This window comes from Sphingopyxis sp., from assembly GCF_035250425.1.
Classification (GTDB): Bacteria; Pseudomonadota; Alphaproteobacteria; order Sphingomonadales; family Sphingomonadaceae; genus Sphingopyxis.
The window spans coordinates 32,895-54,908 of the sequence record NZ_DATFFD010000095.1; the positions used below are offsets into that span (position 1 = coordinate 32,895).

Sequence of the window (22,014 nt, forward strand, 5' to 3'; positions counted from 1 at the left end):
CCGCGACACAAGCTCTATGGGAGGGTGAAGATGAAGGCGCATAACCAGTTCCTGCTGTCCGGCGTGGCGGCGATCGCGATGCTTGCCAATGCCGCACCAGCGATGGCGCAGGCAGCCCCCGCCGACACGGCGGACGTCGACGACAGCAACGCAAACGAAATCATCGTCACCGCCCAAAAGCGCGAACAGAATCTGCAGAACGTGCCGATTTCGATGGAAGTCGTGAGCGGCGCCAAGCTCGCCGAATTCAACACCAGCGATATCAAGGCGGTGATGAACTACACGCCGAACGTGTTCGTCCAGTCGACCGCGGGCAACGACGTCATCTATATCCGCGGCTTCGGTTCGCCGCCGGCGAACTTCGCTTTCGACCAGTCGGTCTCGCTCTATGTCGACGGCATCTACGCCGGCCGCAACCGGCAGGCGCAGGCGCCCTTCTTCGACCTCGCGCGCGTCGAAGTGCTGCGCGGTCCGCAGGGCGCGCTGTTCGGCAAGAACACCGCGGCGGGCGCGGTCAGCGTCGTGTCGGCCGGTCCGACCAAGGATTTCGAAGGCGCGATCACGGGCCTCTATAACTTCGACCATAAGGGCACCGATTTCTCGGGCTATCTGTCGGGTCCGATCAGCGACACGCTCGGCGCGCGCTTCGCGTACAAGATCGTCAATCAGGACGGTTATATCTATAACCGCGCGACCGATCATGACGATCCCGAAATCAAGTCGCAGCTGCTGCGCCTGACGCTCAAATGGGAACCGTCGGACAATTTCGATTACACGGCGAAGGTCGAATATGGAAAGCGGACGGTCATCGGCGGCATCACCGTGTCGAGCCCGCTGACCAGCGGCCAGGATCCGCAAACGACGCGCTATCTCGAACGCTCGGCGCTCGGTGACGAAGGCAACAAGAATAAGTCGGTGATGGTCTCGGGCGTCGGCAATCTCGCGCTCGGCGACTTCACGCTGACCTCGGTCACCGGCTACAGCTGGTTCAAGTCGAAGATCGTCAACGGCTTCGACCAGACGATCCCGAACAGCGGCGGCGCGGTTACCGCCAACTCGGTCTACAACGCCTTCCCCGAACGCTTCGACCAGATTTCGCAGGAAATCCGCATCCTGTCGCCGACCGGCAAGACCTTCGAATTCATCGCGGGTGCCTATTACGACAAGTCCGATTACACGCTGGAGCAATTTCAGGGCTTCAACATCGCGGCGCTCAACTATTTCGGCCGCATCGACAGCATCTTCCGGCAAAAGGCCGAATCCTGGTCGGTCTTTGGCCAGGCGACGTTCAATATCAGCGACGCGTTCCGCGCGATCGGCAGCCTCCGCTATAGCCACACCAAGAAGGACGGCGATTTCGCATCGCGGCTCGTCTACGGCCCCTTCGCGCTGCGCCCGATCTCGAGTGCCACGGGCTCGATCAGCGAAGGCAATGTCGATCCGTCGGTGACGCTGCAATATGACATCGCGCCGCGCATCATGGTCTATGCGACATGGGGTCGCGGGTCGAAATCGGGCGGCTTCGTCTCGAATACGCTCGGCACGAAAAGCGAGACCTTCACCTTCAAACCCGAGCAGTCGGAGAATTTCGAGGCCGGCATCAAGTCGACGCTGTTCGACGGCAAGGTCGTCGCGAACCTTTCGGCCTATCACACGAAGTTCAAGGACCTGCAGGTTTCGGTGTATCAGCCCGCAATCTCGAGCTATCTGACCGGTAATGCCGCCGCGGCGACGTCGAAGGGGCTCGAAGGATCGCTCAGCATCTTCCCGAGCCCCAATTTCGACATCAGCGCGTCGGCCGCCTATTCGGATATCAAATATGACAATTATCCGGGCGCGGCCTGTCTCGCCAGCCAGCCGCTGTCGGTTTGCAATCCCGCAGAGACCGATCGGACGAAACCGAACCACGTCGCGAACAATAACCTTGCCGGTTACCCTGTTGCCTATTCGTCGAAATATACGGGAAGCGTGACGGCACATGCACGGTTCGACCTGTCGAGCGACCTGAAGTTCGACATCACCGGCGTCGCGTCGGCGCGGTCGAAATATTTCAACTCGGACAACCAGAGCCCGATCTTCGGTGTCCAGGGCGGCTATGCGAAGCTCGACCTTCGCGTCCAGCTCGCCGATCAGGACGACCGCTGGCACGTCGCGCTCGTCGGCAAGAATCTGACCAACGAAAAGACGGTCGGCAGCGCGTTCAACCTGCCCGCCCCGATCACCGCGGCGCCGCGCGCGATCCTCTATCTCGAACCCACGCGCAATATTTCGGTCGAGGCCGGGATCAAGTTCTAGGTTCGAATATGATGTCCCAGGGATCGGCCGCGATCGAAGCTTTCCTCGACGGGGGAAGCGGCGATCGCGGTCGTGACCTGTGTAAGGGGTGAAGCGCGATGATCGACGTCTATTTCACGCCCACGCCGAACGGCCACAAAGTGTCGATCATGCTCGAAGAAGTCGGGTTGCCGCATCAGCTGCTCGCGATGAACATGCTCGAGGGCGATCATTTGACCCCCGAATATCGGCGCATCAATCCCAACGGCCGCCTGCCCGCGATCGTCGATCATGATCCGATCGGCGGCGGAGCGCCCTTGCCCATATTCGAGAGCGGCGCGATCCTGCTCTATCTGGCCGAAAAGAGTGGCCAGTTGCTCCCCGAAAGTCCGCGTCGCCGATCGCAGGCGCAGCAATGGCTGATGTGGCAGATGGCGAGCTTCGGCCCAATGCAGGGACAGGCGCATCATTTCATCCGCTATGCGCCCGAGGGGCAGAGTTATCCGGTCGAGCGCTATCGCAACGAGACGCTGCGCCTGCTCCACGTCCTCAACGGCCGTCTGAACGAGGCCGATTATCTTGCTGAAGAATATAGCATTGCCGACATCGCGGCATGGCCATGGACGCGCGCAATCCGCGCGATCGGACTGACGCTCGATGACTATCCCGCGGTCGCCGACTGGTTCGCACGCATCGGCGAGCGCCCCGCCGTGATGGCGGGAACCGGCGTCAAGAACGCCGCGAACCTGTCGAGCGCGCGCCCGGTACTGACCGAGGAACAATGGTCGAACTTGTTCGGGAAGAATATGCTGGAAGCGCCGAGGCGGTGACCATTTCTCCCCTCCCGCTTGCGGGAGGAGATTACACCGTATCGGCGTGCCCCCATTGATATTCGACTTGGCCGTTCAGCCGCCGCACCGCGACCCAGTCGCCGCCCGCGAGGCTGTCGTCCTCGATCAGCGCCATGACGCCCCCGGCGATATCCTCCGGCCGGCACGCCTCATTGTTCGCGAGTACCGCCTCCATCCATTCGGACTTGCCGCCCGCGCCCGTCGTATCGAGGATCGGCGTGTCGACCAGCCCCGGCAACATGCCCACGACACGGACGCTGCATTCGTCCTTCAACGGCGCGCAGCAACGCGTGAACATCATCACCGCCGCTTTGGTCGTCGCATACATCGCGTCGTAAAATCCGGTGCCGAGCGCGACGGTCGACACGGTGTTGACGATCACCCCGCCGCCGCGCGCTCGCATCGCCTGCACCGCAATCTGCGTCGCCGCGACGAGCGAGGTGATGTTGACGTCGATGATCCAGCGGATGCGCGCGGCATCGACGTCGGGAAATTGCGGCAGGCCCGACACGACCCCGGCATTGTTGTGCAGGATGTCGACGTCGCCATGCGCGCGGAACCACGCTTCGGTCGCGGGAATGTCCGACAGGTCGAGGGTGTGGACGCTCGCCCGTGCCCCCTCCGCCTCGACCAGCCGCGCGGTCTCGGCGAGCCCCGCTTTGTTGACGTCGACGAGCGCGACCTTTGCTGCGCCGCGGCTGGCGAGCATCACCGCGGTCGCGCGGCCGATGCCGCCCGCCGAGCCCGTCACAATGGCGCTCTTGCCGTTGATATCCATCTCTTCTCTCCCGTCGGCCTTGCCGTTATCGTAAAGCACATTGACAGATAAACTTAAATATCTAAGTATTTTTGCAACGGGAAGACTCGTGCGTTTTTGGAGAGTGTGATGACAGAGGCGACTGCCCTCGATGGAGGCGCCATAGCGTCCGACCGCGGCCTCGCCGTGCGCCGCAACGTCGCGCTCGCGATGCTGTTCGTGGTCGGCACGATCAACTTCGTCGACCGTCAGCTTTTGTCGGTGCTCGTCGAACCGATCCGCGCCGAAATGGATTTCAGCGACACGCAGTTCGGGCTGCTCACCGGCCTCGCCTTCGCGCTCTTCTATGCCGCCATGGGGGTTCCCGTCGCGATGATCGCCGACCGCTGGAACCGCGTGAAGCTGATCGGCATCGCGTGCGTCGTGTGGAGCGGCTTTACCGCAGCGTGCGGCTTCGCATCGAATTTCTGGCAACTCTCGCTGATGCGCTTCGGCGTCGGCGCGGGCGAAGCGGGCGGCACCGCGCCGTCGCTTTCAGTCATCGCCGACCTTTATCCGCCCGCGCAGCGCCCGCTGGCGATCGGCATCTTCACGCTCAACGGCCCTTTCGGCGTCTTCGTCGGCGCAGCTTTCGGCGCGTGGGCGGCCGCGAATATCGGCTGGCGTAACGCCTTCCTCGTTATTGGCCTTGTCGGCATCCTCGTCGCGCCGCTGCTCATCTGGCTGGTGCGCGAACCGGCGCGCGGCCAGATGGACCTGCACAAACCCGCCGACGAGGTCGTGCCGTTCAGCCAGAGCCTGGCGATGTTCATCCGCCGCCCGTCGCTGCGCATGGTGATGATCGGCAGCGGGCTGGCCGCCTTCGTCAGCTATGGCATGCTCAACTGGATTCCCGCCTTTCTGATGCGCACGCAGAAAATGCCATTGGAGGCGATGGCGACCTGGTTCGCGCCCGCCGCGGGCATCACTTTCGGCATCGGTATCCTCGGCGGCGGCTGGCTCGTCAGCCACCGCGCCAAAACTTCGGCGCGCGCCTATGGCACCATCCCCGCGCTCGCGACCGCGGTGCTGATCCCGACCTTCATCGCCGCGCTGCTCGTCGACACATGGCAGCTCTCGCTCGCACTGATGCTGATCCCGATGGCGGCGTGTACCGCCTATGTCGCCCCGGCGCTCGCGCTGGTGCAGAACCTCACCCCGCCGCGCAGCCGCGCGACCGCCGCCGCGGTGCTGATGCTGATGTTCAACATCGTCGGCCTCGGGCTCGGCCCGCTGTTCGCCGGGATCGTCAGCGACGCGCTGAAGGATACGCATGGCGTCGACAGCCTGCGCTGGGCGTTGATGGCGCTGATGCCCTTCGCCGCCGCCGCAGGCATCGCGCAGTTCCGCATGACGCGCTATCTTGAAAAGGATTTCGCCGAATGACCGATGTCGCGGGCAAGACCGCCTTCGTCACCGGCGGCGCGAGCGGGCTTGGCTTTGCGACCGCAAAGGCGCTGGCCGCAAAGGGCGCGTCGATAATCCTCGCCGACATCGACGCCGACCGCGTCGAGGAAGCCGCCGCGACCTTGCGCAGCGACGGCGCCAACGCCCTCGGTCTCCAGCTCGACGTCACCAGCGAGGACAGCTGGGCCGTGGCTGGCGAACAGGCGCGAACCTTCGGACCCGTGCGCATCCTCTTCAGCAACGCCGGGGTCGGCGGCGGTTCGGGCCCGTTCGAGCAATATGACACCGACGTCTGGCGCTGGAACTATGCCGTCAACGCCCACGCGCATCTCTATGCCTGCCGCACCTTCCTCGGCGACATGAAGGCGAGCGGCGAGGCGTCGCACCTCGTCATCACGAGCTCGATGGTCGCGATCGTGCCGCCGCCGATCTCGGTCGCCTATATCAGCTCCAAATATGCGACGCTCGGCATCGCGATGGCGCTGCGCAACGAGCTCGCCGGAACCTGCGTCGATATTTCGGTGCTGATGCCCGGCATGTCGGCGACGCGGATCGTCGAGACGACGCGTGATCTTCGCCCGGTCGAGGTCGAAGTCGGAAAGGCGGCGGCGACAAGCCAGGCGATGCAAGGCGTGCTCGCGGGCGGCATGTCGCCCGACAAGATAGGCACGCGCGTGGTGCAGGCGATCGAGGCGGGCGAATATTGGATCTTCACCCACCCCGAATGGAAGGCGATGGCCGAACTGGTGACGCAGGATATGCTGTCGTCCTTCGGCCCCTCCGCCGATCCGGCGTACAAGGGCGACGATATCGACGGGCTGATCGCGGCCAATGGCGGCCGCATGTTCGGCGCCAAAGCATAAGGAGAGCATCATGGCAGAGCAGGACGACATCCGCGCAATGGCGCAGCGCTTTTTCGACGCGATCGAGGCGGGCGACATCGAAACAATGCAGGGCAGCTTCACGCCCAACGCCGAGATCTGGCACAACACCGACGAGGCGATCGTGACGCCGGCGCAGACCGCACAGACGCTGACCGGCATGGTCGCGCGGATCAAGGACCGCGAATATGCCGACCGCCGGTTGACCACTTTCCCCGGCGGCTTCGTCCAGCAGCATGTTCTGAAGGGTAAGCGCGTCCATGACGAGGGCGAAGTCCGCCTGCCCTGCGCGATCATCTGCCAGGTCGAGAATGGCAAGATCACCCGCCTCGACGAATATTTCGACAGCGCGCATGTCGCCGAATTCCGCAAATTCGCGAACGTCTGAGGAGTTAGCCATGCCCGTCCTGCGCCAGGTTCCCCGGTCCGAAGTCACCGACGAGACGGTTCTCGCCTATTACAACCGCCTGTTCGGTGATCGCGACCCGGTCGCCGAGCCCGGCACCGCGACGGGCACGCCCGGCGACTGGTGGACGGTGTTTGCACTGTCGCCCGACATCTTCGAACATGCGGTGAAAGGCTTCGCGGTGTACCGCAATCCTGCACGTACGATCGACCCGGTGCTGCGCGAGCTTGGCCAGACGCGCGCGGGCTGGGTCAAGGGCAGCCAGTTCGTTTTCTCGCAGCATTGCAAGTCGCTCCGCGGTCTTGGCGTCAGCGAGGAGAAGATTGCCGCCATCGCGCACTGGCAGGTTGCCGATTGCTATGACGAGCAGGAGCGCACCGTGCTCGCCTATGCCGACTGCCTCGCGCAGGCGGGCGGGCGCGTGCCGCTCGAAGTGTTCGACAAGCTCAAGACTTTCTGGAACGACGAGCAGATTTTCGAATTCACCTACATCACCTGCCTCTATGATATGCACGCGGTGATCACCCGCGCGCTGCGCATGGAATTTGACGCGCGCGAGGATCCGATCGTCGAGGTCGCGGCGCCCGAAGGCTTCAACGCCGCCGACTTCCTCAGCGCCCCGCGGCCAGCCAACGGATGAGCGGCTTCGGCGCGCCCGAAGTCGTCACGACGGGGCTGCGCTTTCCCGAAGGCCCGGTGCCGATGGCCGACGGGTCGGTGCTGCTCGTCGAGATCGCGCGCGGGACGCTGACGCGCGTCCTCGCCGACGGCAGCCTGTGGGTCGTCGCCGAACTCGGCGGCGGACCCAATGGCGTCGCGATCGGGCCCGACGGCGCGGCCTATGTGTGCAACAATGGCGGCTTCGAATGGATCGAGGCGGGCAGCCTGCTGTTCCCCGGCCACGCCGCGCATGCCGAGGCGTGCGGGTCGATCCAGCGCGTCGACCTGACCACCGGCGCCGTGACGACGCTTTACGACAGCTTCGAAGGCGAGCGGCTCAAGGGGCCGAACGATATCGTGTTCGATGCCGAGGGCGGTTTCTGGTTCACCGATCATGGCCAGGTCCGCGACACCGGCCGCGATCATGGCGCGATCTACCACGCCGCCGCCGACGGATCGCACATCAGCCGCCAGCGCGCCGACATGATGGGACCAAATGGCATCGGCCTCTCGCCCGACGGCAAGACGCTCTACGCCAGCGAGACGATGACCGCGCGTGTCTGGGCGATGGAGGTTGTCGCGCCCGGCGAACTCGCGCCGCCGCCGCCGTGGGCACCCGGCCGCTTCGTCGGCACCCCGCCCGCCTTTCGCCTGCTCGACAGCATGGCGATCGAGGAAAGCGGGCGCATCTGCGCCGGTACGATGGTCGAGGGCGGGATCACGATTTTCGACCCCGACGGCGGGGGCTCGGAGTTCGTGCCGTTGCCCGATGTCGGGGTCACCAACATCGCCTTTGGCGGCGCCGACCGGCGCGATGCTTATATTACGGCGTCGACCACGGGGATGCTGTATCGCGTCCGTTGGCCGCGCCCCGGCTTAATCGTCAACTAAATTGACGATTAAGCCGCAAGATGGTAAGAGGATCGGGAGAGGACAGGATGAAATTCTATAATAGCGTCGGCCCCAACCCGCGCGTCGTGAAGCTGTTCATGGCCGAAAAGGGTATCGAGATCCCCGAGGTCAGCGTCGACCTGCGCGGCGGCGAGAACCGGCGCGCACCTTATAATGTCGATGTGAACCCCGCTGGGCAGACGCCCGCGCTCGAACTCGACGACGGCAGTTTCGTCTGCGAAGTTACCGCGATCTGCGAATATCTCGACGAGCGTTTTTCCGAGCCGACGCTGATCGGATCGACGCCCGAAGAGCGCGCAGCGACGCGCATGTGGACACGCCGCGTCGACCTCAAGATTTGCGAGCCGCTCACCAACGGCTTCCGCTTTGCCGAGGGTCTGCCCTTGTTCGAGTCGCGGCTACGCTGCCTGCCCGAAGCCGCGACGGGGCTGAAAGCCACCGCACAGGATGGGATCGAATGGCTCGACACGCAAATCGCGGGGCGCGAATTTATCGCGGGTGACGCGTTCGGCCTCGCCGATATCATGCTGTTCGCATTTCTCGATTTCGGCGCGACGGTCGGCCAGCCGATCGATCCCGCCTTCACCAACATCGTGCGCTGGTACGAGCGGATGAAAAGCCGCCCCAGCGTCAACGCAAATTGAACCATAAGGAGACGGATCATGGCTGCAGCAAATAGCGAATTCGAATTCTGCGGGGTCAACCACTTGGCGCTCGTGTGCAAGGACATGGCACGGACGGTCGAATTTTACCGCGACACCCTCGGCATGCCGCTGGTCAAGACGCTCGACCTGCCGGGCGGGCGCGGCCAGCATTTCTTTTTCGACATCGGCAATGGCGACAGCCTCGCCTTCTTCTGGTTTCCGAACGCGCCCGAAGCGGTCCCCGGCATCTCGGCGCCCGAGGCGCTGCCGACACGGGGCAATTTCATGTCGGCGCACGGATCGATGAATCATATCGCGATCAATGTTCGCGCCGAAAAATTCGACGAATATTACCAGCGGCTGGTCGACAAGGGCGTCGAGGTCACCCCGATCCTGAACCACGACAATTCGCCGACCCAGTCGTCGCCCGAAATGAACGACGACGTCTATGTCCGCTCGGTCTATTTCTTCGATCCCGACGGCGTCTGTCTGGAATTCGCGGCGTGGACGAAGACCTTCGACGAAAGCGACGTCGCGCACGATCCGGTACAGGCCGACGGCACCAAGCGCGAAGGCTTCATCACCGGCCGCAACCCGGTGCCCGCCGAATAGACATTCCCAAAAACACACTGGGAACTCCTCCTGAACCCGGCCTTCGGCCGGGTTCTTTTTTTGCGCGGAGGCTCGCGAGCGGCCGCGTGCGACCGGTTATGGACCTTCCTTTCATCGTCATCCGATCCATGGCTGCGCCGTCGTCGTGGACCCGGATCAAGTCCGGGATGACGAAGGAAAGTGAGGCGACGGCAGCTCACCACCCCAAAGCAGGCCTCGCCTTCAAATAGGCCTTTCCTACATTATCCGGCTGTGCCAGCCTTCGTCCGGCTCTTTCATTTGTTGGATACAAAGCGATCGCTGCCTGGCTTGCCGGTGCGATCACGGCGGGGCGGGCCGGGCGCGTCCCGCACGCCGCAAGGTCCAAATCGGGGCGCGCATGGGGCTGGCTGAACTTTCCTGAACTTTGAGATATCGCGCGGCCCTTGCGCCGACCGGATCCCGGATCCGGCCCGGGATGATGAAAGAAGGCCTGACTCCCCAAAGCCGGCCTTCTCACACCGGCCCTGCCAAGCGAACCAACTACCCCACCGCCCTGTCGCGCCCTTCCCAATAGGGCGCGCGCAATTCGCGGCGGAGCACCTTGCCCGACGGGTTGCGCGGCAGCGCTTCGATAAACTCGACACTCTTGGGGATCTTGTACGCCGCGATCCGTGTCCGCGCCCAGGCAATGACATTGGCCGGGTCGAGTGTCGCCCCCGCCGCGGGCACGATCAGCGCCTTCACGCTTTCGCCCCATTTGTCGTCAGGCACGCCGATCACCGCGACGTCCGCAACGCCGGGGCAGCCCATGATCGCGCTTTCCACCTCGGCCGGATAGACATTCTCGCCGCCCGAGACGATCATGTCCTTGATCCGGTCATGGACGTAGTAGAATCCGTCGGCGTCGCGATAGCCGACGTCGCCAGTGTGGAGCCAGCCGCCCGCGAGCGTCTCTTCGGTCGCCGCGGCGCGGTTCCAATATTCCTTCATTACGATACCGCCGCGGATCGCGATCTCGCCGATCTCGCCCTCGCCGAGCTCACGCCCATCGCCGCCCAGGATCGCCATCGCGGCGCCCGGCCAGGGCTTGCCGCACGAGGTGAGCTTGCCCGGCAAATCATGCGCACTCGGCGAGAGATAGGAGCCGCCGCCGGCCGACTCGGTCATCCCGTAAAATTGCACGAAGTCGCAGCCGAAGATCGCGCGCGCGCGGCGCAGCACATCCTCGGCGATCGGTGACGCGCCATAAGCGATCGACTTGAGCGCGGGATAGGCACCATTGTTCGCGTCGGGCTGGAGCAGCATCATCTGGATCATCGCCGGCGCGAGGAAGGCGTGCGCGACATTTTCCTCGCGCATCATGCGCACCGCGTCGGCCGCGGTGAAATCCTTGACGAGCGCCAGCCGCCCGCCCTGCGCGAGCCCCGAAAAGCTGACGTTCGTGCCCGCGACGTGGAACAGCGGCATGACGATCATCACCGTTTCGTCCTCGCCATACGCAAAGCCGTCGACCTCGGTCGCGGCCTCGAGGAAGGTGCGGTAATTGGCATTGGTGAGCACCACGCCCTTGGGCAGGCCGGTCGTACCGCTGGTATAAAGCTGGAGCACATCGTCGCCGAGTTGCGGCGGATCGGCGAGCACCGCAGCGGACGCCTCGCCAAGCCACGCATCGAACGGCTCGAACGCGGGATGTTCACCATAGAGCGCGATCAGCCTCGGGGGTGTCGCCAGGTCGGCAATCGCCGCGAGCGCGCAGTCGAAGAAATCCTCGCCGACGAACAGCAGTTTCGGCCCGGCATCACCGAGGATGAAGCCGATCTCGGCGGGCGCGAGGCGGCAGTTGATCGGCGCGAAACAGGCGCGGGCGCGCGCGGTGCCGAAGAAGAGCGGATACCAGCTGTCATGGTTCTTGGTCAGCGCAGAGACGCGGTCGCCCGGCGCGACACCCGCCGCGATCAGCGCGTGTCCGACGCGGTTCGACCGCGCATCGAGTTCGGCAAAACTCATCTCGCGCTCCCCGAATTTCACCGCGGTCGCCTGCCCCCGCACGCGCGCCTGCGCCGCCGGAATATCCGCCAGCGTCCGGATGGCCTCCAGATCGATCATTTTGCTCTCCCAACCGTCGTTTCGACTTGAATTAGATAGAATACTAAGCAAATGTTTGGCCAGCCCAAAAATGAGAGGAATGGCCTTGTTCGACCACCCCATCCTGCCGACAACGATCGTCGGAAGCTACCCCCAGCCCGATTGGCTGATCGACCGCTCGGCGCTGAAAGCCAGCCTGCCCCCGCGCGTCCGCGCCGAGACACTGTGGCGCGTTCCCGAACCCTGGCTCGCCGACGCGCAGGAAGCGGCGACGCTGATGGCGATCCGCGACCAGGAAGAGGTCGGCATCGACATCGTCGGCGACGGCGAAATGCGCCGTGAAAGCTATTCGAACCGCCTCGCGACCGCGCTGTCGGGGATCGACCGCGAAAAGCACGGCACCGCGATCGACCGCACCGGCAACGCCAATCCGGTGCCGCTCGTTTCGGGCCCGATCCGCCGCGTCGCGCCGATCGAGGCGCAGGATGCGGCCTTCCTCCGCCGCCATTCGACGAGGCCGGTGAAGCTTACCCTGCCCGGCCCCTTCACGATGACGCAGCAGGCCGAGAACGGCTATTATCCCGACGTGCGGTCGCTCGCGATGGATTATGCCGACGCGGTCAATGCCGAGGTGAAGGATCTGTTCGCCGCCGGCGTCGACGTCGTCCAGCTCGACGAGCCCTATTTGCAGGCGCGCGCCGCCGAGGCGAACAGCTATGCGATCGAGGCGATCAACCGCGCACTCGACGGCGTCGGCGGCACGACCGCGCTGCATATCTGTTTCGGTTATGCGATGGTGCATCATGGCGCGGGCGCAACGGGTCCGAAGCCCAAAGCCTATGACTTCCTCGCCGAACTCGAAGCCTCGGCGATCGACGTGATCTCGATCGAGGCTGCGCAGCCCGGGCTCGACCCCGCGATCCTTGCCGAGCTGCCGACCAAGACGATCATGTACGGCGTGCTCGACCTGTCGATACCCGACGTCGAAACCCCCGAGGTGGTCGCGGGCCGCATCCGCGAGGCGCTGCGCTATGTTGACGCCGAACGGCTCTGGATCGCGCCCGATTGCGGGATGAAATACCACAGCCGCGAGCATAGCCAGGCGAAGCTGAAGGCGATGGTCGATGGGACCGCGCTGGTGCGGGCGGAGTTGAAGTAATTCTCCCCTCCCGCTTGCGGGAGGGGATTATGCGTCGACAAACGCGGCTAGCAGCGGCACCACCACTTCGGGCGCCTCGACCGTCGGCAGATGCCCTGCGCCTGCCACGACTTCCAGCCGCGCCCCCGGGATGGCATCCAGAATCTCGTCATGATGCGCGCGGCTGGTGATGCCGTCATCCTCGCCCCAGATCAGCAAGGTCGGCACCGCAATCTCGCCGAGCCGCGGCCGGCTGTCGATGCGCGCCATGATCGCGCGCTGCTGCGCGAGGAAGGTGTCGGCGCCGGTATCCGCCGCCATCTTCCGCGCGATGCCGAGCAGGCGTGCGTCGCTGCGCTTCTCTTCGGGAAAGAGGATGGGGATGCGTTCCTCGACAACCTGGTCGAACTTGCCGCTTTCGACGAGGTCGATATAGCCCTGTCGCCGCATGGTCTGCGCGGGACCATCGGCCGACGCCAGTGTCGAGATCAGCGCAAGCTTCGCCACGCGTTCGGGCGCGCGCCGCATCACCTCGAAAGCGACGAAGCCGCCCATCGCGTGCGCGATCAGCGCGAACCGCGGCGGCGCATTGTCGAGCAGGCGCTGCGCGAAACCCTCGATCGCGTCGTCGCTCTGGTTATCGGCAACGATCACCTCACGATCGCTCCACGCATCGAGCAACGGCTGCCACACAGCGTCGGTTAAAAGCTGACCGGTTATCAAAACAATAGGGAGAGACATTAGACTACCTGATGAAGAAGGGTTTCGCCCGCCGCGAGACGGCGGCAATTTTCGTGCGCCACGGTCAGGCTGCGCACAAGCGTTTCGGGCGTCAGCCATGCGATATGCGGCGCGAGCACGACATTGGGCAGGCTGAGCAGAGGATTGGTCCGCGGCAGCGGCTCCTCGCCGAACACGTCCAGTCCCGCGCCGCGCAGATGGGCCGTGGTCAGCGCCTCGACCAGCCGCCCCGCATCGACCAGTTCACCGCGCGCGGTGTTCACGAGCACCGCCCCCTTCTTCATTGCGAACGGATCAACGCTCGCGCGTGTCTCGTCGGTGAGCGGCATGTGCAGCGAAACGATATCGGCTTCGGCGATCAAGTCGTTGAAAGACCTATATTCATATGGGCCGTCGTGGCGATTACGCGCCGTGTAGAGCACCTTCGCCCCGAGCGCCGCCAGCACTGGCGCGAGCAACTGCGCCGAATGGCCGAAGCCGACGAGGCCCACGGTGCGCCCGCCGATCTCCCCCACGCTGTCGAGTTCGGACGGATCGGCGGTCCACCCCTCGCCCGCGCGGGTGCGCGCGTCGAAGAAGCAGGTGCGGCGCAGCACCGCCATCATCAGCGACAGCGCCATTTCGGCGACCGCCTGGCTGTTCGTGCCGGGCATGTTGCAGACGGCGACGCCATGATCGCGCGCCGCGTCGAGCGCGATCGTGTTCACCCCGACCCCGAGCTTCTGGATCAGCTTCAACTTCGGTGCGGAAGCGATAAATTCGGGTGTCACGGGCGTCAGCACATGGAGCAGCGCGGTGATCTCGTTCGCGACGTCGTCCAGCGGCGCCGCCTCGTCGACATGCGTCACCACACCGGGGCCGAAGATCGCATCGACCGCTTCACGGAATCCCGGGCTTGGGCGGGCGTGAAGGACGATCATGCTGCGATCCGGCCGATCGACCCGGCAAAGGCCGAAAAGCCCGCGAACTCGGCGTCGCCGCCCATAGCTTCCTCGATCCGCAGCATCTCGTTCCACTTCGCCATGCGTTCGGAGCGGGTGAAGCTGCCGACCTTCAATTGCCCGGCGTCCCAGCCGGTCGCGAGATGCGCGATGGTGACATCCTCGCTCTCGCCCGAGCGTGCCGAGACGATCGCGCCCCAACCGCGCGCGACCGCAGCGTCGAGCGCCGCCTTCGCCTCGGTCACCGTGCCGACCTGGTTGACCTTGATCAGCGCGGCGTTGCACACCGCCGCATCGCCCGCACGCTCGACGCGCGCCGCATTGGTAACGAGCACGTCGTCGCCGATGATCTGCACCTTGTCGCCTATCGCCGCGGTCACCGCCGCCATCGTGTCCCAGTCATCCTGCCCCGCCGGATCCTCGATCGAAAGGATGGGGTATGTACGCGCCCATTCGATGATGCGCGCGCCCATTTCCTGACCCGACAAGCGACGATCGTCGAGCGCCAGATCATAACCCGAAGCATCGCCCAGCTCGTTCGCGGCGATGTCGAGCGAGATGAACACCTCCTCGCCCGCGCGGTGCCCGCTCGCCTCGATTGCTTTCGTCAGCGTGTCGAGCGCATCCTCGTTCGACGCGAAATTCGGCCACCAGCCGCCTTCGTCGGCGACCCCCGACAGCGGCCCCTTCGCCTCCATCAGCCGGCCCGCGGCGCGATAGACATCATCGGTGATCTCGAGCGCGCGGCGGAAGCTGCCGGCCTTCGGGCACATCACCATGAAATCCTGCACGTCGGTGCGCCGACCGGCGTGCGCCCCGCCGCCGAAAATCTGGATTTCGGGGAGCGGCACGCGCACCTTTTGCCCGCCCGCGAGATAACGCCAGAGCGGCACGCGCGCGTCCGCCGCAGCGGCGTGGAGCACCGCCATCGACACCGCAACAACCGCATTCGCCCCGAGCCGCGCCTTGTTCGGCGTGCCGTCGAGGTCGCAAAGCGCCGCGTCGACCGCCGCCTGCTCACGCGCATCCATGCCCGCGATCACGCTTGCGATTTCCGAGCCGATCCCGGCGACCGCGCGATTGACGCCGAAGCCGCCGAACGCCGCGCCGCCGTCGCGCAGGTCGATTGCCTCATGCGCGCCGCGCGAGGCGCCCGCGGGCGCGATCGCCCGCCCGACCGCGCCCGATTCGAGCACGACCTCGGCCTCGACGGTGGGCCGGCCGCGCGAATCCCAAAGCTGGCGGCCGGTGACGGAGGCGATGCGCGAAGTCATGCAAGGTTCCTTTTCCAGTTGGCGACGAGCACGTCGATCGGCGACGGCGCCCGGATCAGCGCGCGCGCCTGATCGCGCACGATGCGCCGATGTTCGGGGTCGGTCAGATAGGGCGCGGGGGATTTGCCCCCGACGCGCGCGAGGAGCAGCGCGGCGGTGAGCTGTCCGGCGCGCAGCAGAAGTTGGTCCGCATCCTCCCAATCGATCGCCCCGCGATACGCCGCGACAAGCGCCACCGCGGCTTCGTTCAGCCGCGCGTCGCCGAGCCACACCGCCTTGAGCAGCAGGTGGGTCGTGCAGAAGGCGATGTCGAATGCCGGGTCGCCATAGACGGCGCATTCGGCATCGAGAAACACCGGGCCGTCGCTGCTGACGAGGATATTCTTGGGGCTGACGTCGCCGTGGACGAGCGCGATCTTGCGCGATGAGAGGTCGTCGGCGAGCGCCCGCAACAGCGGCGCGAGTTCGGCGTCATGGTCGGCGACGAAAAGCAGGAACGGGTCGACACGCAGCGCGCGAAACATCGCGTCGTTGGGAAAGGCATCGCGGTCGGCATCATTGTTCGCGGTCGCTGCATGGACCGCACCGATCCCTTGGCCGACCGCGGCCGCGAAACCGGCATCGACCCGCCCGGCCATCAGTTCGTCCTTCCACACCGGAGAGCCGGGGAGGAAGCGCATCGCAAAGCCATAGCCGGGCAGTTCGGCGAGCACCTCGGGTGCCATATGCGCATCGACCCCCCGCGCGCGCCGCAGCCAGCGCACCTCGCTCTGGCCGCGTTCGATCGGCGCGTGCCATTCGGCGGCGACGCGAAGCTGTTCGAGCGGGCGTTTGACGACGATCGGCCCCGTCGGCGTCTCGACCTTCCAAACATCGCACGACACGCCGCCGGTCAGCGGTTCGAGCACGATGCCGCCCTCGCCCACCAGCCCGGCGTCGCGCAATCCGTCGATGATGTCGGCGTCGGCCGTCACGTCACAGCTTCTCCCGGATCCACGCGCCGACGAGGTCGGCGGCGTTCTGCCGTTCTTCGATCGAGTCCTCGAAATAATGCGCCCCGGGGATCAATTCGAGCTTCTTGTCGGCGCTCCCGAGGAAATCGAAGATCTTGCGCGCGTCGCTCGGGAAGACGCCCGTGTCGGCGGTTCCTTGCACGACCAGTGCGGGCGTGTCGTGCTTGGCGAGGTGCGGCTGCCCCTGGCACGGCGAGGTTTCGAGGCTCCACATATTGAGCCAGGTCTTGATCGTGTTGGCGCGGCCGATGCTGGGCGTGCGGTTCGCGATCGCGGGGTCGCCGCGATAGCACCAGTTGGGCTTGCGGTCCGACGGATCGATCGACGGATCGACGCAGCGAATATCGCCCCAGCAGCGGAACATCGGGAAAATTCGGTCGGGGATGCCGGCATCGTTCAAACGCTTCAGTTCGGCCTTCGCCCAGTCGGTGATCCGCTGGTTGCGCGCGCGCTGTGCGGCGCGATATTTCGCGATAAACTCGTCCGAATAGGGCGGGCCATTGTCGGGGTTGAACGGGTCGAGTTCGGGATCGGTCGCTACCGGATCATTCTCGTCGATCACCGACGCGTCCATCCAGTCGGTCAGCACTTCGGGGCGTCCCTGATGCGCGTTGAAGCTGATGTAGAGGTCGCCCTTAACGAGCCGCGCCAGCGCGTCCTCACCGACCGCCGGAAGCCGGTCGGTGAGGGTCGGCGCGATCGCCTCGGCTTGATAGGCGCCCATCAACGACCCCCCGCCCGAATTGCCGAGGATGACGATCTGCTCGACCCCCGCTTCTTCCTTGAGCCACTTCATGCCGACGCCGATGTCGAGCACCGCATGTTCGAGCAAAAACTGGTCCTCGACGCCGCGATAGCGCGTGTTCCAGCCGAGGAAACCGAAGCCCTGCCGCGCGAAATAGGGCGCGATATAATGTTCGGAGAAATCGACATTATAGTGGGTCGCGATGATCGCCACCTTTGGCCGCTTGCCCGCCTCGGTCCAATAGATGCCCTGACACGGGTGTCCGCCCGCCTGGATGCGCGGCGCCGTCGGCGAAACGCGCCCGATGAATTGCGCGTCCAGTCCTTCGATCCCGTAGGGGTCCACCATCATCGTCTCTCCTGATTGTCGATTTATCGGATTATCTGCCGGCGGCGGGACACGGAAAAGATTCGCGCAGGGGCGCAGAGGTCGCAGAGATTTGGTTCACGCGGAGACGCGGAGACGCGGAGAAAGAAGGAGATCGGCGGCTGCGCCGCCCATATTCTCTTCTTCTCTGCGATCTTTGCGCCTCTGCGCGAATCTTTTTGCTCCGCGTCTCCGCGTCTCCGCGTGAACCAATATCCCGGCACTTCCATCAGCGGTCGGCCTCAAAAGGCAGCTTATATCCCTCCAGCCCGGCGCGGATCGCCTTCTTATCGATCTTGCCCGTCGGGCCGAGCGGGATTTCGCTCACGAACAGCACGTCGTCGGGCATCCACCATTTGGCGATCTTGCCGTCGAGCCAGGATTTGAGGTCATCGGCGGAGGCGCCGGCGCCCGGTTTCAGCTGGCACAGCAGGATCGGCCGCTCGTCCCACTTCGGATGTGCGACGCCGACGACCGCGGCATTGGCGACGGCATCATGCCCCATCGCGATATTCTCGATCTCGATCGAGCTGATCCATTCGCCGCCCGACTTCACCACATCCTTCGCGCGGTCGGTGATCTGCATATAGCCTTCGCCATCGATCGTGCTGACGTCGCCGGTGTCGAAAAAGCCCTCGGCGTCGAGCACGTCGCCGCCCTCGCCGCCATAATAGGCGCCCGCGATCGTCGGCCCCTTGACCATCAACCGCCCCGGTGTCTTGCCGTCGTGCGGCAGGCGGCGCCCCGCATCGTCGACCAGCTTCATTTCCAGCCCGCAAAGCAGCCGCCCCTGCTTGAGCTTATACGCCATCTGCTCGGCTTCGGATTTGCCCGCGACCGCGGCATTGGGCACCGATACCGTCCCGAGCGGCGAGGTTTCGGTCATGCCCCAGCCCTGGATGACATCGACGCCATAATCGTCGCGGAAGGTGCAAATGATCGATTCGGGGCACGCCGAACCGCCGATCGTAACGCGCTCCAGTGTCGTGAAGCGTTTGCCATTTTCCTGCATATATTGCAGCAACATCTGCCACACTGTTGGCACGGCGGCTGAGTAAGTGACGCCCTCCTGTTCGATCAGATTATAGATCGATTCGCCGTCCATCCGCTGCCCCGGCAAGACGAGCTTCGCGCCCACAGCGGGTGCCGAATAGACGACGCCCCAAGCATTGGCGTGATACATGGGAACGACAAGCAGCACCGTATCGCGCGCCGACAATGCGAGCGCGTCGCGCTGCAAGGTCATCAGGGCGTGGATATAGTTCGACCGGTGCGAATAGAGCACGCCCTTGGGATTGCCCGTCGTGCCGCTGGTGTAGCAAAGTCCGCACGCTGCATTTTCGTCGAACCCGCCCCAGACATATTCGGCTGGCTGGCCGGCGACCCAGTCGTCGAAGGCGGTCGCGGCAAAGCTGGTTTGCGGCAGCGAAGCGCGGTCGCAGAAAAAGATCAGCTTCTCGATCGACGGCACCTGCGGCAGCAATTGCTCGACCAGCTCTGCGGTCGCCGGATCGGCGATCAGCAACCGGTCGCCGGCGTGGTTCGCGATATAGGCGATCTGTTCGAGGAAGAGCCGCGGATTGAGCGTGTGGAGCACCGCCCCCATCCCCGCCGCGCCGTACCAGGCGGCCAGATGCCGCGCGCCGTTCCACGCCATCGTCGCGACGCGGTCGCCGGGTTTGATCCCTTCGGCGGCCAGCGCGTTTGAGACGCGCTTCGCGTCGGTATGAACGTCGGCCCAGGTCGAGCGGGTGACGCACCCCTCGGCATCGCGCGACACGATCTCGCGCGCGCCATGCCAGTTCGCCGCATGATCGATGATCCGGTCGACCGTCAGCGGCACATTCTGCATCAACCCGTCCATGACCCTCTCTCCATTCTCGTCACAATAGATAGTATACTAAGTATTTTGCCTTTGCAACGCCGCTCTGCCTTGCTTCGCCCGCTCCGCTCTTCTAGCTTGCTGGCGTCGGCACCCCGCCGGCAACAGGGGCATATCATAGCGTCCATGCGCACCAACCAGCTTATCATCGCGCTTTTCCAGCGCTTCTGCTGGCTCGACGAAGGGCTCCAGGCGCGCCTCCACGATCATGGCTGGCCCGACGTCAATCGTCCGCAATCGATGGTGATGACGAATATCGTCAGCGGTATCGTGCGCCCGTCGGACATCGCGCGCAATCTGGGCATATCGCGGCAGGCGATCCACAGCACGATCAGCCAGATGGTCGGGCTCGGTATCGTGCAACTCGACGTCGATCCCGCCGACCGCCGTCACATGATCGTGTCGCTGACCGACCTCGGCGCGCGCATGCGCAAGGATGCACAGCGATCGATGGACGCGCTCACCGCACAGATCGCCGCCAGGCTGGGACAGGACAAGTTCGACGCGCTGCTCGCGGCGCTCGAGGCCGACTGGGGCGACAATATCGACCGGCCGGTCGCCGCGCCGCTAGGCCGCCAGCGCCTTCGCGACCGCGATCAACCGTCCGGCGGTCATTTCGACCAGTGACGCCGGCAGAGGCTCCTTCAAGCTGCCATCCTCGGCAAAGGCGGCGTGCGCATTCGGCACCAGCACCTGTTCGGGAATCACCAGCATCTGGATCGTCGAGAGTATCTGGCGCAGGTGCATCAGCCCGCGCAGCCCGCCGAACGGACTGATCGACGCCGACATGATCGCCGCCGCCTTGCCGCGATAGGCGGTCAGCGCGACAAGCCCCTCGTCGCCTGTCGGGCGGGAGGCCCAATCGATTGCGTTTTTGAGCAACGGTGTGAGCGAGCCATTATATTCGGGGGAGACGAAGAGCAGGCCGTCCTGTGCGACGAAAAGCGCCTTGAGCTTCACCGCGTCGGGTGGAAAGGCGCTTGCTTCCAGCGCCGCCGAATAGAGCGGCAGGTCGAACGCGGCGAGATCGATGCGCGTCACGCTTGCACCCTGGGATTCGAGGCTTGCGGCGGCGACCTCACCCAATGCGCGGTTGAACGATCCCACGCGGGTGCTGCCGACGATGACGGCGATGCTGGTCATTTTCCCTCCCGGACAATATAGTTAGAATACTAACTTATTGTCCGGGCGCACAGCAAATGCAAGCGGTCAGGCCTTGATGTCGGACAGCACCGCGAGCTTGCGCGTTTCATCACCAAGATTTTCGATGACGCGGCGCATCAGCTCCTGCAGCACCTCGACCTCTTCGTCGGTCATGCCCTTGGTCGCGATCTCGTGAATCTCGGCGTTCATCGGCGCGAGGATCAGTTCGAGCTTCTTCGCATGCGGGGTCAGGTGGATGAAGGTCTTGCGGCGGTCGTCGGCGGTCTTCTTGCGCGTGATCAGCCCGGCCTTTTCCAGCCCCTTCAGCGCGACGACCGTCGTCGGTTCGCGCATGCCGACGCGTTCGCTGAGTTCGCGCTGGGTGATGCCATCCTCGCGCCACAGCTGGCGCAGAAACCGCCACTGCCCCGCCGAGACGTCGTGCGTCAGCGTGCGGCGCTCGAGCAGGCGCGAAAAGGAGCGGAAGACGACGCGCGCCAGATAGCCGATGCTGTTTTCGGGATCGGTATAATATTCGGCTGGATGCCGGTAATCCTGTGTTTTCTTGGCCAAAACCCTGCTCCCCTGTCGCGATCCCCGGCGGTGGGCGTCGGCCCGCGCAAACACGAACCTTAGGACACGAAGATTCGCGCGGCAACTGTCTTCGTCGCCATCTTGCATCGCATCGTCCATCCAACCCCGCGATAAGGTTGGACAAGATGCGTCGATCTATTTACTTAGAATACTAAGTTAATGGAGGTGACGTGCAAAAATTTATTCGGATGAATGCGGTCGCGGCCCCGCTGCCGCTCGCCAATGTCGACACCGACATGATCATCCCGGCGCAATATATGAAGTCGCTCACCCGAGCCGGGCTTGGCAAACATCTCTTCCGCGAATTGCGGTTCGCGGACGACGGCGGCGAGCGGGGCGACTTCATCCTGAATCAACCGACATGCCGCGGCGCGCAGGTCATCGTGGCCGACCGCAATTTCGGCTGCGGCTCCTCGCGCGAGCATGCGGTGTGGGCACTCGCCGACTTCGGCATCCGCTGTGTCATCGCGCCGAGCTTCGGCGACATCTTCGCGGGCAATGCGCGCAAGAACGGGCTGCTGCTGATCCGCCTGCCTGATCAAATATGCGCGCAGCTGCGCGATGAAATCATGCTCGCGCAATATGCCCCGATCGAGATCGATCTGGAAGCGCAGCGGATCCGGCTCGCGTCGGGCGAGGCGATCGATTTCGAGATCGATCCCGACGA

The 22,014-nt window shown here is 64.6% G+C and carries 22 protein-coding genes; 12 read left to right on the plus strand and 10 right to left on the minus strand.

Annotated elements, in window-relative coordinates; genetic code table 11:
* Nucleotides 1-30 precede the first annotated feature (30 nt).
* Both VJ811_RS05680 and VJ811_RS05685 read left to right on the plus strand, forming a co-directional pair.
* A complete protein-coding gene (locus tag VJ811_RS05680) occupies nucleotides 31-2,295 on the plus strand; it encodes a TonB-dependent receptor (protein WP_324071299.1) in 2,265 nt (754 codons plus the stop codon).
* A gap of 98 nt (nucleotides 2,296-2,393) precedes the next feature.
* On the plus strand, nucleotides 2,394-3,104 hold the full coding sequence (locus VJ811_RS05685; protein ID WP_324071300.1) for a glutathione S-transferase N-terminal domain-containing protein: 711 nt from the start codon (nucleotides 2,394-2,396) through the stop codon (nucleotides 3,102-3,104).
* 31 nt (nucleotides 3,105-3,135) lie between these two features.
* Here VJ811_RS05685 and VJ811_RS05690 read toward each other — a convergent pair whose 3' ends face one another.
* A complete protein-coding gene (locus VJ811_RS05690) occupies nucleotides 3,136-3,942 on the minus strand; it encodes an SDR family oxidoreductase (protein ID WP_324071301.1) in 807 nt (268 codons plus the stop codon).
* Between the two features lie 69 nt (nucleotides 3,943-4,011).
* Here VJ811_RS05690 and VJ811_RS05695 point away from each other — a divergent pair, with 69 nt between their 5' ends.
* The 7 genes from VJ811_RS05695 to VJ811_RS05725 are packed head-to-tail and all read left to right on the plus strand — an operon-like array spanning nucleotide 4,012 to nucleotide 9,443.
* Entirely contained in the window at nucleotides 4,012-5,307 is a 1,296-nt protein-coding gene (locus VJ811_RS05695; protein WP_324071302.1) for an MFS transporter, read from the plus strand.
* Entirely contained in the window at nucleotides 5,304-6,191 is an 888-nt protein-coding gene (locus VJ811_RS05700; RefSeq protein ID WP_324071303.1) for an SDR family NAD(P)-dependent oxidoreductase, read from the plus strand. Before VJ811_RS05695 ends, VJ811_RS05700 begins: the two co-directional genes overlap by 4 nt.
* 10 nt (nucleotides 6,192-6,201) lie before the next feature.
* Nucleotides 6,202-6,597 carry a nuclear transport factor 2 family protein gene (locus VJ811_RS05705; protein WP_324071304.1) on the plus strand — a complete coding sequence of 132 codons (396 nt, stop codon included), beginning with the start codon at nucleotides 6,202-6,204 and terminating at the stop codon, nucleotides 6,595-6,597.
* A gap of 10 nt (nucleotides 6,598-6,607) precedes the next feature.
* On the plus strand, nucleotides 6,608-7,255 hold the full coding sequence (locus VJ811_RS05710; protein ID WP_324071305.1) for a carboxymuconolactone decarboxylase family protein: 648 nt from the start codon (nucleotides 6,608-6,610) through the stop codon (nucleotides 7,253-7,255).
* Nucleotides 7,252-8,166, plus strand: coding sequence for an SMP-30/gluconolactonase/LRE family protein (locus tag VJ811_RS05715; RefSeq protein WP_324071306.1), 915 nt, complete (start codon nucleotides 7,252-7,254; stop codon nucleotides 8,164-8,166). Before VJ811_RS05710 ends, VJ811_RS05715 begins: the two co-directional genes overlap by 4 nt.
* Before the next feature lie 47 nt (nucleotides 8,167-8,213).
* Nucleotides 8,214-8,831 carry a glutathione S-transferase gene (locus tag VJ811_RS05720; protein WP_324071307.1) on the plus strand — a complete coding sequence of 206 codons (618 nt, stop codon included), beginning with the start codon at nucleotides 8,214-8,216 and terminating at the stop codon, nucleotides 8,829-8,831.
* A gap of 18 nt (nucleotides 8,832-8,849) precedes the next feature.
* Nucleotides 8,850-9,443: a VOC family protein gene (locus VJ811_RS05725; protein ID WP_324071308.1), complete on the plus strand. Its 594-nt coding sequence runs from the start codon at nucleotides 8,850-8,852 to the stop codon at nucleotides 9,441-9,443.
* A 522-nt stretch (nucleotides 9,444-9,965) separates the two neighbouring features.
* Here VJ811_RS05725 and VJ811_RS05730 read toward each other — a convergent pair.
* On the minus strand, nucleotides 9,966-11,531 hold the full coding sequence (locus VJ811_RS05730; protein WP_324071309.1) for a long-chain-fatty-acid--CoA ligase: 1,566 nt from the start codon (nucleotides 11,529-11,531) through the stop codon (nucleotides 9,966-9,968).
* A gap of 79 nt (nucleotides 11,532-11,610) precedes the next feature.
* Here VJ811_RS05730 and VJ811_RS05735 point away from each other — a divergent pair, with 79 nt between their 5' ends.
* Entirely contained in the window at nucleotides 11,611-12,669 is a 1,059-nt protein-coding gene (locus tag VJ811_RS05735) for a 5-methyltetrahydropteroyltriglutamate--homocysteine methyltransferase (protein ID WP_324071310.1), read from the plus strand.
* Between the two features lie 27 nt (nucleotides 12,670-12,696).
* On the opposite strand, the gene VJ811_RS05740 is transcribed toward VJ811_RS05735, so the two are convergent.
* The 6 genes from VJ811_RS05740 to VJ811_RS05765 all read right to left on the minus strand — a co-directional run bounded on the left by VJ811_RS05740 (nucleotide 12,697) and on the right by VJ811_RS05765 (nucleotide 19,592).
* The gene (locus tag VJ811_RS05740) at nucleotides 12,697-13,341 is read right to left on the minus strand and encodes an alpha/beta fold hydrolase (RefSeq protein ID WP_324071311.1); all 645 of its coding nucleotides are present in this window, start codon (nucleotides 13,339-13,341) and stop codon (nucleotides 12,697-12,699) included.
* A 47-nt stretch (nucleotides 13,342-13,388) separates the two neighbouring features.
* Nucleotides 13,389-14,309, minus strand: coding sequence for an NAD(P)-dependent oxidoreductase (locus tag VJ811_RS05745; RefSeq protein ID WP_324071312.1), 921 nt, complete (start codon nucleotides 14,307-14,309; stop codon nucleotides 13,389-13,391).
* Nucleotides 14,306-15,604 carry a phosphopyruvate hydratase gene (eno, locus tag VJ811_RS05750; protein WP_324071313.1) on the minus strand — a complete coding sequence of 433 codons (1,299 nt, stop codon included), beginning with the start codon at nucleotides 15,602-15,604 and terminating at the stop codon, nucleotides 14,306-14,308. The genes VJ811_RS05745 and eno overlap by 4 nt, the downstream gene beginning before the upstream one ends.
* Nucleotides 15,601-16,578 carry an aminoglycoside phosphotransferase family protein gene (locus VJ811_RS05755; RefSeq protein WP_324071314.1) on the minus strand — a complete coding sequence of 326 codons (978 nt, stop codon included), beginning with the start codon at nucleotides 16,576-16,578 and terminating at the stop codon, nucleotides 15,601-15,603. The genes eno and VJ811_RS05755 overlap by 4 nt, the downstream gene beginning before the upstream one ends.
* 1 nt (nucleotide 16,579) lies before the next feature.
* Entirely contained in the window at nucleotides 16,580-17,713 is a 1,134-nt protein-coding gene (locus tag VJ811_RS05760) for an alpha/beta hydrolase (protein ID WP_324071315.1), read from the minus strand.
* A 244-nt stretch (nucleotides 17,714-17,957) separates the two neighbouring features.
* Complete coding sequence (locus VJ811_RS05765) at nucleotides 17,958-19,592, minus strand: long-chain-fatty-acid--CoA ligase (RefSeq protein WP_324071316.1); 1,635 nt, start codon at nucleotides 19,590-19,592, stop codon at nucleotides 17,958-17,960.
* Nucleotides 19,593-19,736: 144 nt separating this feature from the next.
* Here VJ811_RS05765 and VJ811_RS05770 point away from each other — a divergent pair, with 144 nt between their 5' ends.
* Nucleotides 19,737-20,237: a MarR family winged helix-turn-helix transcriptional regulator gene (locus VJ811_RS05770; protein ID WP_324071317.1), complete on the plus strand. Its 501-nt coding sequence runs from the start codon at nucleotides 19,737-19,739 to the stop codon at nucleotides 20,235-20,237.
* Here the strand turns inward: VJ811_RS05770 and VJ811_RS05775 are convergent.
* Both VJ811_RS05775 and VJ811_RS05780 read right to left on the minus strand, forming a co-directional pair.
* Nucleotides 20,178-20,753 carry an NAD(P)H-dependent oxidoreductase gene (locus VJ811_RS05775; RefSeq protein ID WP_324071318.1) on the minus strand — a complete coding sequence of 192 codons (576 nt, stop codon included), beginning with the start codon at nucleotides 20,751-20,753 and terminating at the stop codon, nucleotides 20,178-20,180. The two genes, VJ811_RS05770 and VJ811_RS05775, sit on opposite strands and share 60 nt — an antisense overlap.
* Nucleotides 20,754-20,819: 66 nt before the next feature.
* Entirely contained in the window at nucleotides 20,820-21,326 is a 507-nt protein-coding gene (locus tag VJ811_RS05780) for a MarR family transcriptional regulator (RefSeq protein WP_324071319.1), read from the minus strand.
* Between the two features lie 191 nt (nucleotides 21,327-21,517).
* Between VJ811_RS05780 and leuD the strand changes: the two genes are divergently transcribed.
* Nucleotides 21,518-22,014: 3-isopropylmalate dehydratase small subunit (gene leuD / locus VJ811_RS05785; protein ID WP_324071320.1), on the plus strand; the 497-nt coding region annotated here is incomplete at its 3' end.

What these genes read in the sequence shown, in the direction of transcription:
- VJ811_RS05695 (WP_324071302.1), top strand. Translation starts at nt 4,012, where the DNA reads ATGACAGAGGCGACTGCCCTCGATGGAGGCGCCATAGCGTCCGACCGC.
- VJ811_RS05760 (WP_324071315.1), bottom strand. Translation starts at nt 17,713, where the DNA reads ATGATGGTGGACCCCTACGGGATCGAAGGACTGGACGCGCAATTCATC.
- VJ811_RS05700 (WP_324071303.1), top strand. Translation starts at nt 5,304, where the DNA reads ATGACCGATGTCGCGGGCAAGACCGCCTTCGTCACCGGCGGCGCGAGC.
- VJ811_RS05745 (WP_324071312.1), bottom strand. Translation starts at nt 14,309, where the DNA reads ATGATCGTCCTTCACGCCCGCCCAAGCCCGGGATTCCGTGAAGCGGTC.
- VJ811_RS05765 (WP_324071316.1), bottom strand. Translation starts at nt 19,592, where the DNA reads ATGGACGGGTTGATGCAGAATGTGCCGCTGACGGTCGACCGGATCATC.
- VJ811_RS05715 (WP_324071306.1), top strand. Translation starts at nt 7,252, where the DNA reads ATGAGCGGCTTCGGCGCGCCCGAAGTCGTCACGACGGGGCTGCGCTTT.
- VJ811_RS05735 (WP_324071310.1), top strand. Translation starts at nt 11,611, where the DNA reads ATGGCCTTGTTCGACCACCCCATCCTGCCGACAACGATCGTCGGAAGC.
- VJ811_RS05680 (WP_324071299.1), top strand. Translation starts at nt 31, where the DNA reads ATGAAGGCGCATAACCAGTTCCTGCTGTCCGGCGTGGCGGCGATCGCG.
- VJ811_RS05775 (WP_324071318.1), bottom strand. Translation starts at nt 20,753, where the DNA reads ATGACCAGCATCGCCGTCATCGTCGGCAGCACCCGCGTGGGATCGTTC.
- VJ811_RS05710 (WP_324071305.1), top strand. Translation starts at nt 6,608, where the DNA reads ATGCCCGTCCTGCGCCAGGTTCCCCGGTCCGAAGTCACCGACGAGACG.
- VJ811_RS05725 (WP_324071308.1), top strand. Translation starts at nt 8,850, where the DNA reads ATGGCTGCAGCAAATAGCGAATTCGAATTCTGCGGGGTCAACCACTTG.
- VJ811_RS05705 (WP_324071304.1), top strand. Translation starts at nt 6,202, where the DNA reads ATGGCAGAGCAGGACGACATCCGCGCAATGGCGCAGCGCTTTTTCGAC.
- VJ811_RS05730 (WP_324071309.1), bottom strand. Translation starts at nt 11,531, where the DNA reads ATGATCGATCTGGAGGCCATCCGGACGCTGGCGGATATTCCGGCGGCG.
- VJ811_RS05770 (WP_324071317.1), top strand. Translation starts at nt 19,737, where the DNA reads ATGCGCACCAACCAGCTTATCATCGCGCTTTTCCAGCGCTTCTGCTGG.
- VJ811_RS05720 (WP_324071307.1), top strand. Translation starts at nt 8,214, where the DNA reads ATGAAATTCTATAATAGCGTCGGCCCCAACCCGCGCGTCGTGAAGCTG.
- eno (WP_324071313.1), bottom strand. Translation starts at nt 15,604, where the DNA reads ATGACTTCGCGCATCGCCTCCGTCACCGGCCGCCAGCTTTGGGATTCG.
- VJ811_RS05685 (WP_324071300.1), top strand. Translation starts at nt 2,394, where the DNA reads ATGATCGACGTCTATTTCACGCCCACGCCGAACGGCCACAAAGTGTCG.